16 protein-coding genes are annotated in these 16,502 nt (G+C 63.9%); 9 read left to right on the top strand and 7 right to left on the bottom strand.

The features are described from left to right. Positions 1–130 precede the first annotated feature (130 nt). The 3 genes from B9N93_RS10995 to B9N93_RS10985 all read left to right on the top strand — a co-directional run bounded on the left by B9N93_RS10995 (position 131) and on the right by B9N93_RS10985 (position 2,387). A complete protein-coding gene (locus B9N93_RS10995) occupies positions 131–1,333 on the top strand; it encodes an ammonium transporter (RefSeq protein ID WP_085213580.1) in 1,203 nt (400 codons plus the stop codon). Between the two features lie 165 nt (positions 1,334–1,498). Then, complete coding sequence (locus tag B9N93_RS10990; RefSeq protein ID WP_085213577.1) at positions 1,499–1,876, top strand: hypothetical protein; 378 nt, start codon at positions 1,499–1,501, stop codon at positions 1,874–1,876. A gap of 127 nt (positions 1,877–2,003) precedes the next feature. Next, positions 2,004–2,387: a YgaP family membrane protein gene (locus tag B9N93_RS10985; RefSeq protein WP_085213574.1), complete on the top strand. Its 384-nt coding sequence runs from the start codon at positions 2,004–2,006 to the stop codon at positions 2,385–2,387. A 106-nt stretch (positions 2,388–2,493) separates the two neighbouring features. Here the strand turns inward: B9N93_RS10985 and pepN are convergent, their stop codons facing one another. Beyond that, positions 2,494–5,148 carry an aminopeptidase N gene (gene pepN / locus B9N93_RS10980; protein ID WP_085213571.1) on the bottom strand — a complete coding sequence of 885 codons (2,655 nt, stop codon included), beginning with the start codon at positions 5,146–5,148 and terminating at the stop codon, positions 2,494–2,496. Between the two features lie 313 nt (positions 5,149–5,461). Between pepN and B9N93_RS10975 the strand changes: the two genes are divergently transcribed. Beyond that, positions 5,462–7,126 (top strand): ATP-binding protein, encoded by a 1,665-nt coding sequence (locus B9N93_RS10975; RefSeq protein WP_085213569.1) that lies wholly within the window; start codon positions 5,462–5,464, stop codon positions 7,124–7,126. Between the two features lie 30 nt (positions 7,127–7,156). Then, on the top strand, positions 7,157–7,825 hold the full coding sequence (locus B9N93_RS10970) for a M15 family metallopeptidase (RefSeq protein WP_085213567.1): 669 nt from the start codon (positions 7,157–7,159) through the stop codon (positions 7,823–7,825). 12 nt (positions 7,826–7,837) lie between these two features. On the opposite strand, the gene B9N93_RS10965 is transcribed toward B9N93_RS10970, so the two are convergent. Then, positions 7,838–8,170: a hypothetical protein gene (locus B9N93_RS10965; protein WP_085213565.1), complete on the bottom strand. Its 333-nt coding sequence runs from the start codon at positions 8,168–8,170 to the stop codon at positions 7,838–7,840. A gap of 471 nt (positions 8,171–8,641) precedes the next feature. Between B9N93_RS10965 and B9N93_RS10960 the strand changes: the two genes are divergently transcribed. After that, positions 8,642–9,904, top strand: a complete 1,263-nt coding sequence (locus B9N93_RS10960; RefSeq protein ID WP_176225229.1) for a DEAD/DEAH box helicase — start codon at positions 8,642–8,644, stop codon at positions 9,902–9,904. Between the two features lie 57 nt (positions 9,905–9,961). Here the strand turns inward: B9N93_RS10960 and B9N93_RS25480 are convergent, their stop codons facing one another. Then, a complete protein-coding gene (locus B9N93_RS25480; protein ID WP_217807293.1) occupies positions 9,962–10,147 on the bottom strand; it encodes a hypothetical protein in 186 nt (61 codons plus the stop codon). Positions 10,148–10,276: 129 nt separating this feature from the next. Between B9N93_RS25480 and B9N93_RS10955 the strand changes: the two genes are divergently transcribed. After that, on the top strand, positions 10,277–10,600 hold the full coding sequence (locus B9N93_RS10955; RefSeq protein ID WP_085213563.1) for an RNA recognition motif domain-containing protein: 324 nt from the start codon (positions 10,277–10,279) through the stop codon (positions 10,598–10,600). Positions 10,601–10,785: 185 nt separating this feature from the next. On the opposite strand, the gene rimI is transcribed toward B9N93_RS10955, so the two are convergent. The 3 genes from rimI to B9N93_RS10940 are packed head-to-tail and all read right to left on the bottom strand — an operon-like array spanning position 10,786 to position 13,809. Next, on the bottom strand, positions 10,786–11,322 hold the full coding sequence (gene rimI, locus B9N93_RS10950) for a ribosomal protein S18-alanine N-acetyltransferase (protein WP_085213561.1): 537 nt from the start codon (positions 11,320–11,322) through the stop codon (positions 10,786–10,788). Between the two features lie 9 nt (positions 11,323–11,331). After that, a complete protein-coding gene (locus B9N93_RS10945; RefSeq protein ID WP_085213558.1) occupies positions 11,332–12,213 on the bottom strand; it encodes a uracil-DNA glycosylase in 882 nt (293 codons plus the stop codon). Between the two features lie 48 nt (positions 12,214–12,261). After that, on the bottom strand, positions 12,262–13,809 hold the full coding sequence (locus B9N93_RS10940; RefSeq protein ID WP_085213555.1) for a 2-isopropylmalate synthase: 1,548 nt from the start codon (positions 13,807–13,809) through the stop codon (positions 12,262–12,264). A gap of 308 nt (positions 13,810–14,117) precedes the next feature. On the opposite strand from B9N93_RS10940, the gene B9N93_RS10930 reads away from it, so the two are divergent. Next, positions 14,118–14,963, top strand: a complete 846-nt coding sequence (locus tag B9N93_RS10930) for an aldo/keto reductase family protein (RefSeq protein WP_085213550.1) — start codon at positions 14,118–14,120, stop codon at positions 14,961–14,963. Between the two features lie 250 nt (positions 14,964–15,213). Next, on the top strand, positions 15,214–16,119 hold the full coding sequence (locus B9N93_RS10925; RefSeq protein WP_085213547.1) for a DUF2167 domain-containing protein: 906 nt from the start codon (positions 15,214–15,216) through the stop codon (positions 16,117–16,119). Between the two features lie 9 nt (positions 16,120–16,128). On the opposite strand, the gene B9N93_RS10920 is transcribed toward B9N93_RS10925, so the two are convergent. Next, complete coding sequence (locus B9N93_RS10920) at positions 16,129–16,461, bottom strand: DMT family transporter (protein WP_085213545.1); 333 nt, start codon at positions 16,459–16,461, stop codon at positions 16,129–16,131. Between the last annotated feature and the right edge of the window lie 41 nt (positions 16,462–16,502).

Below are 16,502 nucleotides of genomic sequence, written 5' to 3'. Positions count from 1 at the left end.
TCGCACCATACCGGCCCAAACGTTCGCGCACCAATACGAGGATTAACGCCCCGAACCGGGACAATTCGCCCCCATTCGGATCGGCCCGCTATTTGCTTTCGGATAGCCCGTCCTTCAACGAGGCTCTCCTATGGAAACAATTAATAAAAGCCAAGACGTCCTGTTTATCCTGCTGGGTGCCATCATGGTGCTGGCCATGCATTCCGGCTTCGCCTTCCTCGAAGTCGGCACCGTCCGCCGCAAGAACCAAGTCAATGCCCTGGTGAAAATCCTCACCGACTTCGCCATGTCCACGGTCGCCTATTTCTTCATCGGCTACTACCTGGCCTATGGCGTCCAATTCTTCCAGGGCGCGGACCGGCTCGCCCTCGACAACGGCTACGGGCTGGTCAAATTCTTCTTCCTGCTGACCTTCGCCGCCGCCATCCCGGCCATCGTCTCCGGCGGCATCGCCGAGCGGGCCAAGTTCAACCCGCAAATCGCCGCCACCTTCATCCTGGTGGGTTTCGTCTATCCCCTGTTCGAGGGCATCGCCTGGAACCAGAACCTGGGACTGCAGCCCTGGCTGGAACAAACCTTCGGCGCGGCCTTCCACGATTTCGCCGGTTCCGTCGTGGTCCACGCGGTGGGCGGCTGGATCGGCCTCGCCGCCGTGCTGCTGCTGGGGCCGCGCCGGGGCCGTTACCACCGCGACGGCGGCATCGCGGCGCATCCGCCGTCCAGCATCCCATTCCTGGCCCTGGGCGCTTGGATACTCACGGTGGGTTGGTTCGGCTTCAACGTGATGTCGGCCCAGACGCTCGGGGCCATCAGCGGATTGGTGGCGTTGAACTCGCTGATGGCGATGGTCGGCGGCACCCTGGCCGCCCTGCTCATGGGCCGCAACGATCCGGGCTTCGTGCATAACGGGCCGCTGGCCGGGCTGGTGGCGGTGTGCGCCGGCTCCGACCTGATGCATCCGGTCGGGGCCTTGACGGTGGGGGCGGTGGCGGGCGTCCTGTTCGTGTCCATGTTCACCCTGACCCAGAACCGCTGGAAGATCGACGACGTGCTGGGCGTCTGGCCCCTGCACGGGCTGTGCGGTGCCTGGGGCGGAATCGCCGCCGGCCTGTTCGGCCAGACCGCCCTGGGCGGCCTCGGCCACATCAGCCTCGTTTCGCAATTGATCGGCACCGGCCTCGGCATCGCCATCGCCCTGGCGGGCGGTTTCGCGACCTATGGCCTCTTGAAACTGGCGGTGGGATTGCGCCTGGACCCCGAGGAGGAATTCGCCGGGGCCGACCTGACCCTCCACAAGATCAGCGCCTCGCCGGAAAAGGAAGCCGGTTGGTGAAGCCTCCCGGCCTCTTGTCGCCATTCCGACCGTCCTGGGCGATAATGTGCCCCGCCGCGGCCCGGTCCGTGCCGCGCACCGGGCCGGTCGCGCCGACCCCACCCATCCCCAGTCCCTCGCGCCCCCCGTGTCCACCCGCCGCGGGGCCATAACGAGTCGTACAGCATGAAAAAAGCGCTCTTGATCGGCAGTGGAATCTTGATCCTGGTGTTTTGGTGGCACGCGCTATTGGAACTGCTGCTGCACGCGGTCCTGATCGTGCTGGAAATCCTGGAATTACTGGTCGACACCGTCCTGGAACACGTGGGGCTGACCCTGTACGAAGCCCAGATGGTGACGGCCTGGCTGGGGTTCGGGGTGTTCACCCTCCTGATGATCGTGGGGCTCAAGAAGGCCAACACCGCCGTGCAAAAACTGAAAACCCAGACGCCGCTGTGGTGGGAGGAAGAAAAAGCCCGGCTCCAGGCCATGCGCTCGTCGCTGCGCTGGCCGATGGCCCTGGTGGTCTTGCTGGCCTTGCTGGTCCTAGCGCTGCTCGTGTAGCGGGGCGCTCCACCGGCCCGCTACAACAGTAGCGTTCGACATAACAACGCGCTATCTTCCTTCCCGGCGAGCCTAGTATCGGTTCGCCACTTCCATAAATAAAATCAGCGAAAAGGAGGAGGTACGTATGGCTATCGATCTATGCAAGAAGAACATCGGCCCGACGGAAAAATACATCCGCATCGGCGCGGGTGGACTTTTGACGGTGCTGGCCGGGGTCGGCGTCGTTGGCGCTTGGGGTTTCATCGGGCTGGTGCCGCTCGCCACCGGGCTGTTGGGTAGCTGCCCGGTCTATACCCTGATGGGCAAGGACACGAATGGTGGCACAGCCCAGGCCGAAACCCACGCCCACGGCGGCGCTTGCTGCGGCGGTTCGGCCACTCCGGCGGAACCCACAGCAGCCACCACCGCGCCGGAAGCGCCCGCGGAAGAACCCTCAACACCGACGGAAGCCGCCGCCGAAGCGTCCGCCGAGGCCACCCCGACCGCCGAAGAAAAACCCGCCGCTTAAACCCCCACCCCCACAGCGGGGATGTCGGCACCAGCAAGACGGCACCGACCCCGCCGCCCTCCCGGCCCGCGCCGACCCCAGGATCGGGGTGCCCCTAGCGCGGGCATCAGGACAAGCTTTTCATCGCGACTTCGTACACATCCTTGGAGATGTTCGAGGTGCCCGCCACCCGTTGCAATTGCAGGCACATCAAGCGCTGGCGCTCGTCGTCGTAGCGGCGCCACGGGGTCAGCGCGGTCAACAAACGGGCGGCGATCTGCGGATTGATAGTGTTGAGTTCGATCACATGGTCGGCCAGGAAGGCGTAGCCCGCCCCGTCCTTGGCGTGGAAATTGACCGGATTGGACTGCGAGAACGCCCCGATCAAGGAACGCACATGGTTGGGCATCTTGAAATCGAAGGCCGGATGGGCGATCAAAGCCCGCACCCGCGCCAAAGTGCCGGGCAGATGGCAGGTGGCCTGGATGGAAAACCACTTGCCGACCACCAGGGACTCGTCCTTCCATTGCTGGTAGAACTCGTCCAGGCAGACCTCGCGCTCAGGGTTGTGGCTGTTGACGATGACCGAAAGCGCGGCGATGCGGTCGGTCATGGTGTGGGATTCGCGGAATTGGCGCACGGCCAGGCGCTGGGAAGCCCTGGTTTCCAATTCCCCCAGATAGGCGAGGCAGGTGTTCTTGAGACGGCGGCGACCCATGGTCGCGGCGTCGAAACGGTCGCGGCGGTCCTCGTGGCAGGCTTGGTAAAGCCGCAGGAAATCGGCTTCCAGATGCACCGCCAATTCCCGCTTGACCCATTGCCGGGCGGCATGGACCGCCTCGGGCTCGATGGCCTTCATCGCCGCGCCGACATATTCCTCGGAAGGCAGGGTCAGCAACAAAGCTTGATAGGACCGATCCTCCCATTCCCCCGCGACCAGGGCGCGGAAGACTTCCAGCAACAAAGGTTCCAGCGGTTTGGAGGTCTCGCCCACCGCCCAGCGCGGCACCAGCCTGAGCAGGGCGCGGGCGGCGAGTTCCTGCCCGGCGTCCCAGCGGTTGAAGAAATCCGGGTCGTGGGCGCACAGGAAGGCCAGTTCCTGCGGGCTGCGCTCCACATGCAGCTTGACCGGCGCGGAAAAACCCCGCAGGGCCGAAACCACCGGCTTGGCCGGCAGATCGACGAAGCGGAACCGTTGCTCCTGGGCCTGGACATGCAGGACGCGGGTGGTTTCCGGGTGGGGCGCGGCCTCGCCTTCCAGCCGTAGCGGCAACTCCCGGCCATCCGGTCCCAGCAAGCCCACGGCCAGCGGGATATGGAACGGCTGCTTCACCGGCTGCCCCGGCGTGGGCGGGCAATTCTGGCGGACGGTGAGGGCGAGGCTGCGGCTGGCCGCGTCGTAGACAGCGTGGAGATGGAGTTCCGGCGTCCCGGCCTGGCTATACCAGCGCCGGAACTGGGCCAGATCGACCCCGTTGGCGTCCTCCATGCACTTGACGAAATCGTCGCAAGTGACCGCCTGTCCGTCGTGGCGCTGGAAATAGAGATCGCTGCCGCGGCGGAAGCCGTCCGCGCCCAGCAAGGTATGAAGCATCCGCACCACTTCCGCGCCCTTCTCGTACACGGTCATGGTGTAGAAATTGTTGATCTCGATATAGGACTCGGGCCGCACCGGATGGGCCAAGGGGCCGGAATCCTCGGCGAATTGCCGCGTCCTCAGCATGTTCACCGAGTCGATGCGCTTGACCGGGCGCGAAGTGCGGGAAGCCGAGAACTCCTGGTCGCGGAACACCGTCAGCCCTTCCTTGAGGCTGAGTTGGAACCAATCGCGGCAGGTGATGCGGTTGCCGGTCCAGTTGTGGAAATACTCGTGGCCAATCACGCCCTCGATATGCTCGTAATCGGTGTCGGTGGCGGTATCGGGCCGGGCCAGCACATATTTGGTGTTGAAGATATTCAGCCCCTTGTTCTCCATCGCGCCCATATTGAAATGGTTGACGGCGACGATCATATAGAGGTCGAGATCGTATTCGCGGCCATAGGTCTCCTCGTCCCAGCGCATGGCGTTGCGCAGCGACTGCATGGCGTGGCCGCATTTGTCGAGGTCGTGCGGCTCGGCGAAGATTTGCAGCTTCACCCCGCGCCCGGAGGCGGTGCGGTAATCCTCCTCCAGGCAGGCCAAACGCCCCGCCACCAGGGCGAACAGATAACATGGTTTCTTGAACGGGTCTTCCCACTTCACCCAATGGCGGCCATTTTTCAATTCGCCCTGGGCGATGGGATTGCCGTTGGAAAGCAGCACCGGATAGCGGTCACGGTCGGCGACCAGGGTGGTGGTATAAACCGCCATCACATCGGGCCGGTCGGGAAAATAGGTGATCTTGCGGAAACCCTGGGCCTCGCACTGGGTGCAGAACATGCCGTTGGAGAGATAAAGCCCCTCCAGCGCGGTGTTGGCCTTGGGATTGAGCCGGGTGACGATTTCGAGATCGAAGGCGCGGTCGGGGACGCCGGACAGGAACAAGGCTTCCGGGGTGAGCCGGTAGCGGGAAGCCGCCCAAGGCCGACCGTTCAGCTTGAGCGTCTCCAGGATCAAATCCTCCCCGCAGAGTTCCAACTCCCCTCCCCCGCCCCCGGCATCCGGATTGCGGCGGACCCGCAGTTTGGCGGTAACGCGGGTGTTTTCCTCATCCAGTTCGAAAAACAGATCGACGGTATCGACCAGATATTCCGGCGGGGTATAGTCCTTGAGATGGATGGCTCTGGGAGTTGGCTCGCGCATGATCGCTATTCTCGTTGTCGTCGGCCCGTGGCCCGGGCCGGGGGGTACGTTTCCGCCCGTTGCGGCGGTGGACGCCAAGCATAACAAGGCCGGGGGCGCAGTCCAATTCCCTTGTGGGGGCGTTCCGGGCGCGGATTCCCAGGCCGGGCGGGAGTGTTCATGGAAAGCTTCGATCCATCCGGGCGGCGGGAGTTCGCAAGACACGGGCGGGACCGGCTTGAGCGCATCCTCCGCGTTTGGCCGATAATACCGGGGCCGCGGCCACGCCCGCACGCCTTCCCCCGCACAACCAACCATCGCCCCGGAGTTCAGCATGGCGGACACTTCCAACACCCTTATCGGCCATCTCCTCGAAGTACGGGCGGGCCGCTTCCAAGGCCAACTCCTATCCGAGCCGGACGGCTTCCAAGCCACGCTTGAAATCGATGGCAAACCCGAAGTGGTCGGCCAGGTCGGTGCCTATGTCTCGGTGCGCCAGCACAATAGCCGGATCATCGGCCTCATCCACCACATCCAGGCCGGCCGCGCCGCCCTGAACGGCGCGGCCTGCCGCTCCGCCGCCGGCAGTCTTTTATCCATCACCCCGCTGGGCGAGATCGACCCCAAGGGCGGTTTCCGCCGCGGGGTCGGGCGCTTCCCGACGCCGGGCGCGGAACTGCACATGGTCTCATCCAGCGAGATCAACACCATTTTCACCCACAACAAGCGCTTCGGCTTCACCCCAGCCTATCTGCGTAGCCATCCCACGGTGGGCGTGCATCTGGACCCGACCGCGATGTTCAGCCGCCATTTCGCCATCCTCGGCCAATCCGGTTCGGGCAAATCCTGGTCGGTCGCCAGCCTGATCCAACACATGGTCAAGGCCATGCCCAAGGCCCATATCATCCTGCTGGACCTGCACGGCGAGTATTACTGGACCGACAAGCAGGACATGCAGGTCTCCGCCGCCTTCAAGCCCGACCAAACCCGCCACCTCGACGCCCGCCGCCTGGAAATCCCCTATTGGCTGATGACCTTCGCCGAACTGTGCGACCTGTTCATCGACCGCAACGACCCCGGCGCCTCGGTGCAGACCGCGTTCTTCCGCGAGACCATCCTGGCCCTCAAGCAACAATCGGCCAAAACCCTGGGGATGGAAACGGTGTCGCTGGATTCGCCCATCCATTTCCCGATCCAGGAGGTCTATAAGAGTTTCAAGGAAGCCAACGAGATGCGCACCGACTTCGGCAAGACCAAAGGTCCGCTGTTCGGGCAGTTCGACGAATTCCTCATCAAACTGCACAGCCGCCTCAGCGATGTGCGCTATGACTTCCTGCTCAATCCCAAGCGCCGCAACCGCTCGGAAACCATGGCGGGACTGCTGCGCGATTTCGTGGGGCTGGGCAACCCCAAACGCCAGATCACCGTGATCGACCTCAGCCCGGTGCCTTTCGATGTCCGGCCCACGGTATCGGCCCAGATCGGGCGGCTCGCCTTCGAATTCAATTATTGGAACCCCAAGAACCGGGAATTCCCCATCCTATTGGTGTGCGAGGAAGCCCATTCCTATATTCCCAGGGAACACGGCACCCAGTACGAAGGCACCCGCAAATCGATGGAGCGCATCGCCAAGGAAGGCCGCAAATACGGCGTGGGGCTGGCGGTGGTGACCCAAAGGCCCAAGGATTTGTCGGAAACCGTGCTGTCGCAGTGCGGCACCTATGTTTGCCTGCGCATCACCAACCCGGACGACCAAGCCTATGTCCGCAAACTGGTGCCGGAAGGCGAGGCCGATTTGGTGGATATCCTCACCTCGCTGGGCCGGGGCGAGGCCATGATCCTGGGCGAGGCCATTCCGTTGCCGACCCGCAGCCAGATTTTCAAACCCGACCCCGCGCCCAACAGCAACGATGCCGACTTCTACACCTATTGGCGGGAAGGCCCGGACGATCTCGATATGGACGGCATCGTCGAACGCTGGCGGCGGCAAGGCAAATAGGCATTCCAACCCGATGCGAGGAGCGATCCCATGGCCTATCCAACCCGGTTTTCGCGCTTGATCCCGATCCTGATATTGGCGGTGGCGGCGGGCTGCCGCTCCACCCCGCCCCAAGAACCCGGCCCGTTCCGCGACCCCGATTTCGCCGAGGTCGTCCGGCTCGATCCGCGCATTCACACCGATATCCGTTACGCCACGGCCAACAATTTCACCGGCCATCCGCTCTACCCCGAGTCCAAGGCCTTCCTGCAACGGCCCGCCGCCGAAGCCCTGGTCCGCGCCAACCGCAGCCTCCTGGCATTGGGCTATGGCCTGTTGATCTACGACGCCTACCGGCCTTGGTCCGTGACCCAGGCGCTGTGGGATTCCGCCAGTCCGCACGAGCGGGCCATCGGCTTCGTGGCCGATCCCAAGACCGGTTCCAAGCACAACCGGGGCTGCGCGGTCGATGTCGGGCTGTACGAGTTGCGGACGGGGAAGGAAGTGGCGATGCCCAGTGGCTACGATGAATTCTCGGAACGGGCGCATCCCGATTATGCGGGTGGCCCACCCGAGGCCCGGCGAGCGCGGGATTTATTGCGGCGAGCGATGGAAGCCCAGGGCTTCGGCGTGGACCCCAACGAATGGTGGCATTTCAACCACAAGGACTGGCGGGCCTATCGGGTGCTGGATACGAGCTTCGCCGAGCTGGCGCGGTAGGCCGCGCCCGGCTCAGCGGGAATAGACGCCGCCCATCTGGTAGCTGAAATCGCCCAGCGGCCGCATGAAGGTGAACGCCGCCGGGGCCAGCACCAGCATCTCGCTACTCTTCTGCAAAGCGTCGTGGGGCGGGGCGATGGACGCGATGCCGGCGAAAGGCGTGGTCGCGATGAACACCCCCGCCCCGCCCACGGTCAGCGCCAAACCGAAAGGCCGCAACAACACCAGATCGGCCAGGATGGCGAACGGATGCAGGTTGCGTTCATCCCTGGGGTCGGCGGCGGCCCCCCCTGGAACCAGCGCGGCGCAAAGCAGGAACAAAGGCAGGAACAAGCGCGTTTTCATGGAGTTATCCTTCGAGATGGGCCGGTAGGGTGGAAAATGGGCAAAGTCTACACCATTGCCGCGCCCATCGTTATCGCCCGCGCCGCCGGAAAAGATCGAGCGGATTGGCCCTCCCGGCATAATCCCGGATTATGTCCCCATGGAAATCAAGGTCCGGCAAAACCGCCCGAATAACGGTAATCCACACCGCCCCGCATTCCGCCCGGCCCCTAATCGCCCGGCAACCCCGGCCATTAGCAATCCTCCCAAAATAACGGTATGCTTTGCACAGTTTGTCGCGGCGGCGGATAGTTCCCCGCCACGAGGATCGATCCGGCCCTTTCCCCCACGGACGCCACCCGGTGGCCTTTGACTCGCTTCCTTCCTCCAGCAAACCCAGCGCGGCCCCGCCGCGTCCCGTTAAACACCATCCGCCGCTTCGCAACCGTTCCCCAGCGGAACCCCAGGACAGGCGGACCTTAGGGATACTCCATGGCATTTTCTTCTCTCGGCCTCGATAAAGCCCTGCTGCGGGCCATCGCGGAACAGGGTTACACGGCACCCACGCCCATCCAGGCACAAGCCATTCCAGCCATACTCGCAGGCCGCGACCTGCTCGCCGCCGCCCAGACCGGCACCGGCAAAACCGCCGCCTTCACCCTGCCCCTTCTGCAAAAACTGCTCGATGCGGGCCGCACCGGCGAACGCTCGGCCCAGGGCCGCGCCCCCCGCGCCCTGATCCTGGCCCCCACCCGCGAACTCGCCGCCCAGGTCGGCGACAGCATCCGCACCTATGGCAAACACACGGCGCTCCGTTCCGCCACCGTCTTCGGCGGCGTGGGGATGCAGCCCCAGATCGACGCCCTCAAGCGCGGCCTCGATATCCTGGTCGCCACCCCCGGACGCCTGCTCGACCTGGTCGAGCAAGGCCAGGCCAAGCTGGGCGAAGTCGACTTCCTGGTGCTGGACGAAGCCGACCGCATGTTGGACATGGGCTTCATCCACGACATCAAGCGCATCCTCTCGCTGCTGCCCAAGATCAGGCAGAACCTCCTGTTCTCGGCCACCTTCTCGGCGGAAGTCCGGGCCTTGTCCGGCGGCCTGCTGCGCCATCCCCTCGGCATCGAGGTCGCCCCGCCCAACACCGCCGCCGCCAGCGTCAACCAGCGCGTCTATCATGTCGAGCGGGAATGCAAGCAAGCCCTGCTCGCCCACCTCCTGCACTCCCATGCTTGGGGCCAGACCCTGGTGTTCACCCGCACCAAGCACGGAGCCAACCGCCTGGCCCAGCAATTGGAGCGGGACGGCTTCCAGGTCGCGGTGATCCATGGCAACAAAAGCCAGTCGATCCGCACCAAGGCCCTGGAAGATTTCAAACAGGACCGGGTGCAGGTGCTGGTCGCCACCGATATCGCCGCCCGCGGCCTCGATATCCGGGAGTTGCCCCATGTGGTGAACTACGAACTGCCGAACATCCCGGCGGATTACGTCCACCGTATCGGCCGCACGGGCCGGGCCGGGGCCGTCGGCGAAGCGGTGTCCCTGGTATCCGAGGACGAGAAAGAACTGCTCAGGGATATCGAGCGCCTGCTGGGACGCAGACTCCCGGCGCAAGTGGCGATGGCGGAAAAAAGCCCCGGCCATCCGTCCGGCGAAGCACCGCCGCCGTACCGGAGCCGCCCGCGCGGCCCCCATCCCGAGCGGCGCTCCACGGGACGCCGCGGGACGCATGGGCCGCGCCGTCGCGCCCTTTGAGCCAGGGAGCCGTTCCGGTCCCAAGGCTGGGCTTGGCGGCAACAACCGCACGGGGATTCAAGCGGGGAAATCTCCCGCCGATACCCTGGCGATGGAATTGAGGAATAAGCCACCACGCATGGCCTCGGGCCGTGCGTTGTCGGAAACCTCCGCGAGGGAAATGCGGAGGATGGCCCAGGGCATGAAACCCCTGGCCGGTAGGGAGCGGTAAAACAAGTCTCCACGGGATTCGGGAATATCCATAGGGATAGGCACCTACAGAATCCCGGACGGAAACATTGTTTATTTATGGGTGAATCGGCGAGCTCGTCACAAGTTGCTCGGTCGGGTCTGGTTCGTGAGTTATGTTCTATCTGTCTTTAGGAGTTTTCTGTGAGTAAGAAATTGTACGTCGGCAACTTGAGCTATTCCGTCAACAATAGCGAACTGGAGCAAATGTTCGCCCCGCACGGCACGGTGGAATCCGCGCACGTCATCACCGACCGCGATACCGGCCGTTCCAAGGGTTTCGGCTTCGTGGAAATGGGTTCCGACCAGCAGGCACAAGCGGCCATCGCCGCCCTGCATGGTAAGGAAGTCGGTGGCCGCAGCCTGACCGTCAACGAAGCCCGGCCCCGCGAAGACCGCGGCGAGGGCGGCGGCGGTGGCTTCGGCGGCAAGCGGGGTGGCGGATTCGGTGGCGGTCGCCGCTTCTAATCCCTTTCTTGCGGCGGGCCGGTCCCACCGGGACCGGCCCGCCGTCTCGATGCCCGGCCCCGCCAGGGCGGAAAAATCTTCCCTTACCCCGCCGGTTCGGAACGGATTCCACAGCCACAGGCCAACCCGTTCCCTATCCCCACGACGCGATCACCCGGAAACAGCACGGGCCGGGGAAGTCTCGATCAAAGCATCCGCGCCATCACCAAGGCGTCTTCGCGGCCCTTGCGGGCGGGATAATAATCGCGGCGGGTGCCGATCTCGTTGAACCCCATCCTCTGGTAGAGCCGGATCGCGGCATGGTTGGAGGGACGGACTTCAAGGAACATGCTCTCGGCGCGATGGCCCTGCGCCACCTCGATCAGCTTGCCCAGCATCAGCGCCCCGAAGCCCCGGCCCTGGCTCTGCGGCGACACGCAGAGGTTCAGCACGTGCGATTCCCCCGCCCCCACCGAACAAATGCCATAGGCCAAGACCTGCCCGCCCTTTTCCCCGACCCAACAGCAATAGCCCACGTTGAAACAATCCTTGAAGGTGGCGGGTTCCCAGGGGAACTCGTAGGCGGATTGCTCGATGGCGCAGACGGTTTTCAGATCGGATTTACGCATGGGCCGCAGCACCATTTCGGCGGACTCCGCGAGGCTGGGAAAATGTTTGCAATAGAATTCGGTTTCGGCGTCGTAGCTGATCCAGCGTTTGAGGGCATCGAGTAGCTCGGACATGTGCGGGGCTTATTGTTGTTGTCGTTGGCGGAAGGTGCGGAGAGCCAGTTTCAAATCGTCCCAGGCCCGGCGCTTCTCGGTCTGGGAGCGCAGCAGGTAGGCCGGATGGAAAGTCACCACCAGCGGGATTTCCTGGTAGGCATACACCTGACCGCGTAGTTTACCGATGGGCGTGGCGGTTTTTAACAGATTCTGGGCGGCGATGCGGCCCACGGCGACGATGATATCGGGCCGCACCAGCGCCAACTGGGCCTTGAGGTAGTTTTCGCAGGCGGCGGCTTCCTCGGGGGCGGGATCGCGGTTCTTGGGCGGACGGCATTTCAAGATATTGGCGATGTAGACCTCTTCCCGCTTGAGCCCGATGGCCCGGATCATCTCGTTGAGCAATTGCCCGGCCCGGCCCACGAAGGGTTCGCCCTGCAAATCCTCCTGCTCGCCGGGCGCCTCGCCGATGAACATCCACCGCGCCTCGCGGTCGCCCACGCCGAACACGGTCTGGGTGCGGGTCAGGTGCAGGGGGCAGGCGGTGCAGGCCACGACCTGGGCGGCGAGATCGTCCCAGTTGTGCGGGCACGGGATACCAGGCGGAGGCATTGCAACAGGATTCGGGACGGGCGGAAGGATCGGCGGCGGCGGCTCCGGTTCTGGAACAAACTGCGGTTGCGGTTGAGGAAACGGGACCGGCGCGGGTGTTTCCACGGCGGGAATCACGTCAGCGGGGATGGGCGGCACGGTGGCTTCCTCCGGTGTCCCCGCGATGGGAACTTCGAGGGTTTGATCGGCATAGGGAATGAAAACAGCCACGGGCGCATAGGGCGCGGCAATACGCGGCACCCAAGCATCGATGCCCATAGCTTTGAGATAGTCGAGACGGCGTTGATCTGGCGACATGGCGCGGACGGGGACGGCGCGGAGCCGTCCCCTCAAGCCCGGTAAGGGTTAAACATCGCCCGCCACTTGCGGATGCATCCGCTCGCGCGGCAGCAGCAGCTTGTTGACGGCGTTGATATACGCCTTGGCCGAGGCGATCACAATATCGGTGTCCGCGCCCTGACCGTTGACGATGCGCCCGGCCTTTTCCAGGCGGACGGTGACTTCGCCCTGGGCGTCGGTGCCGGTGGTGATGCTGTTGACCGAATACAGCACCAGATGCGACCGGGTATCGACCAGGGACTCGATAGCCTTGAGGCTGGCATCGACCGCCCCGCCGCCGGTGCCGGTGCCGGTCACTTCCTGGTGGTCGAAACGCAGGGTCACGCGGGCGCAGGGTACTTCGCCGGTTTCCGAACACACTTTGAGCGACACCAAACGCACCCGCTCGTCCTCGGCCTCGGTGGCGGCCTCGGTGATGAGCGCCTGCAAATCCTCGTCGAAAATCTCGTGTTTCTTGTCGGCCAGTTCCTTGAAGCGCTGGAAGGCGTCGTTCAATTCGGCCTCGGAGGCGAATTCGATGCCGAGTTCCTGCACGCGGGTTTTAAAGGCGTTGCGCCCGGAATGCTTGCCCAAGACCATGCGGTTGGCGCTCCAGCCCACATCCTCGGCCCGCATGATTTCATAGGTCTCGCGGTGCTTCAGCACGCCGTCCTGGTGGATGCCGGATTCATGGGCGAAGGCGTTGGCCCCGACGATGGCCTTGTTGGGCTGCACCGGAAAGCCGGTGATGCTCGACACCAGCTTGGAACACACCACGATCTCGTGGGTATCGATGTCCACATGGCAGGGGAACACGTCCTTGCGGGTCTTCACCGCCATGACGATTTCTTCCAAGGCGGCATTGCCGGCCCGTTCGCCCAAGCCGTTGATGGTGCATTCGACCTGCCGCGCCCCATTGATGACCGCCGACAGCGAATTCGCCACCGCCAAGCCCAAATCGTTATGGCAATGCACCGAGAACACCGCCTTATCGGAATTGGGGATGCGCTCGCGCAAACGGCGGATCGTGGCCCCGAATTGCTCGGGCAGGCTATAACCCACGGTATCCGGGATATTCAGGGTGGTGGCCCCGGCGTCGATGACGGCTTCCAGGATGCGGCAAAGGAAATCCTCCTCCGAGCGCCCGGCGTCCTCCGGCGAGAATTCCACATTGTCGGTATATTGCAGCGCTCGTTTCACGGCGCGGACCGCATGTTCGACCACCTGGTCCGGCTCCATCCTGAGCTTGCGCTGCATGTGGATGGGCGAAGTGGCAATGAAGGTATGGATGCGCGCCCGCTTGGCGTCTTTCAGCGCCTCGCCGGCCTGGTCGATGTCGCGATCAAGGGCGCGGGCCAAACCGCACACCACCGATTCCTTCACGGCGCGGGCCACCGCCTGCACCGCCTCGAAATCCCCCGGACTCGCCGCCGGGAAACCGGCCTCGATCACATCCACCCGCATCCGCTCCAAAGCCTTGGCGATGCGGACCTTTTCGTCGCGGGTCATGGACGCGCCCGGACTCTGCTCGCCGTCGCGTAAAGTCGTATCGAAAATAATGAGTTTGTCGCTCATGGAAATCCCCGTGAATCTAAAGCCTTCCCCCGGTGCGGGGGCCGAAAATACGTGCGCTGGAATGAGGAAAGGTATGGATGACTGCCCCTCAGGGCAGCAGCAGGGCGAGCGTAAGCAGACGCGGGGCGGCGCGGCTGGCGGTGTCGGCGATGGGCGGGCGGTGCTGGAACATGGCGGCCTTGGCTGAAGCAAGGCGGACACTATAAAGGCCGGGGGCTTCGGAGACAAGCCATTCCATCCCAACCGGATTGGCCGGAATCCGCCCCAGCCGGATAATATCCACTCCCAGCCCACCCGAGGATTCCCCGATGACCACAACGCCCGATGCTCCCGCCGTTTCCAGTATGCCCGGAATCCTCTACGGCACGGCCTGGAAAAAAGAACGCACCGCCGAACTGGTGGAACTCGCGATCCGGCAAGGCTTCCGGGGCATCGACACCGCCTGCCAGCCCAAGCATTACCACGAACCCGGCGTCGGCGAGGGCTTGGCGGCCTGCCTGGGCGCGGGCTTGCGGCGCGACGACTTTTACCTGCAAACCAAGTTCACGCCGCTCGACGGCCAAGACCCGGCGCGGGTTCCCTACGACCCCAAGGCTCCGCTGGCCGAACAGGTCCGGCAATCGTTCGCGGTGTCCTTGGAGAATCTACGCACCGATTATCTCGATGGTTTGGTGCTGCATTCGCCCTTGCGACAGGAACGGGAAACCCTGGAAGTGTGGCGGTCCATGGAAGACTTGCACGATAGCGGCGCGGTCAAGCGCTTGGGCATCAGCAATTGCTACCAGCCGCAGCTGTTGGAAAACCTCCACCGCGCGGCCCGCATCAAACCGGCGGTGGTGCAAAACCGCTTCTATGCCGAAACCGGCTACGACCGCGAAATCCGCGAATTCTGCCGACAGCATGGCATGGTCTACCAAAGCTTCTGGACCCTCACCGCCAATCCCAAGCTGCTGGAACACGCCACGGTGAAACAACTCGCCGCCCAATACCGACGCACCCCGGCACAAATCCTGTTCCGCTACCTGACCCAGATCGGCATCGTGCCCCTGACCGGGACCGGCTCGGCGGAGCATATGCGGGAGGATTTGGGGATATTCGGGTTCGAGTTGGGCGAGAAGCAATGCGGGGCGGTCGGGCGGTTAATCCGGAGTTGACGCCTACGGCCTCCCGCAATAAGCCGGATTATTTTTTGCTCCTTACCTCGCGCCAAGGCGCTTGTTGGAACAGGAGCATCAACGTATCGTACAGGTTGGAAGGTTGGGGGCATCGCGGGTTCATCCTTGGGTCTGGATGTCCCATTTGCCCCACCTTCCGCCGCGCCGCACGACTTGTGTCAGCCCATCGGCGCTGGACCTCGCCGATATTGATGCCCAAGTCGCTTTCCCCCAACCCCAAGGAATCCGCATGAATAGCTTCCGCCGCCCGGCCCCGTGGTTATTGCTCCTGGCCGTGTTGGCCACGGCCACGGCCCAAGCCGCCCCCGAACTCCCGGAAACCACCCGCTCCCAACTGGAAACCGCGTTCCAGGCGGTGGACGCGGCCACCCTCAAAGGACCGACCGATGTCGCCATCGCCGGGCAGGCGGTGTTGCAACTGCCCTCGGGCTATCACTTCGTGCCCGCCGAACCCGCCCGCCAATTGTTGGTGGCCATGGGCAATCCCGGCGCGGACCCTGTGCAGGGCATGATCTTCCCCGCCCGCGAGCAGGACGCCCCCTGGTTCATCGTGGTGAGTTTCAACCCGGCGGGCTATATCAAGGACGACGAGGCCAAGGATTGGAAGGCCGACGCCCTCTTGGAAGAAATCCGTAAGGGCACGGCCAGCGCCAACGAGGAACGGCGGACGCGGGGCTTGCCGGAAATTACTGTCGCCGGTTGGGTGGAAGCCCCCCAGTACGATCCCGAAACCCACCGGCTGGTGTGGTCGCTATCGAGCCAACTGGCCGGTAGCGACCAACCCAGCGGGGTGAATTACAACACCCTGATGTTGGGCCGCGAGGGCTATATCAGCCTCAACCTCGTGACCGACCTCGCCAGTATCGAGCGGCTCAAGCCCGTCTCCCGCAATATGCTGGCCTCGCTGGACTTCGACGCGGGCAAGCGCTATGCCGATTTCCAGCCCGACACCGATAAGGTCGCGGAATACGGCCTCGCCGCCCTGGTGGCGGGGGTCGCGGCCAAGAAGTTGGGGTTGTTGGCGCTGGCGGGGTTATTCTTCGCCAAGTTCGCCAAGATCATCCTGGCCGGGGCGGTGGTAGCAATGGGCGGCTTGGCGCGGGTGTTCGGCGGGAAGAAGAAGCCGGAAGCGTAAGCGGGGCCATCAGGCATGGGAAACCGTCTTGGAGAAATTGAGGACGACGACGCCCGCCACGATCAATAGCAAACCGATCATGGCGGGAATATCGAGCGCCTGCCCCAGGCAAGCCCATCCGATCAACACCACCAGCGCGGTTCCCACACCGGACCAAACGGCGTAGGCCACGCCCACCGGAAGGGTTTTCAGCGTGAGCGACAGGAAGAAAAAAGCCAGCACGTATCCAAAGGCCACGATCAACGAAGGCCATAAACGGGTGAAGCCCTCGGTGGCCTTGAGCGCCGAGGTGGCGACCACTTCGCTAACGATGGCCACTGCCAGGAAAATCCATTGCTGCATGGGCATAGCTCCCGATGTTCAAACATATATTATCCAGACCC

This window comes from Methylomagnum ishizawai, from assembly GCF_900155475.1.
Lineage (GTDB): Bacteria > Pseudomonadota > Gammaproteobacteria > Methylococcales > Methylococcaceae > Methylomagnum > Methylomagnum ishizawai_A.
The sequence above is the reverse complement of the archived record's forward strand: the minus strand, read 5'-3'. Positions and strand labels throughout refer to the sequence as shown.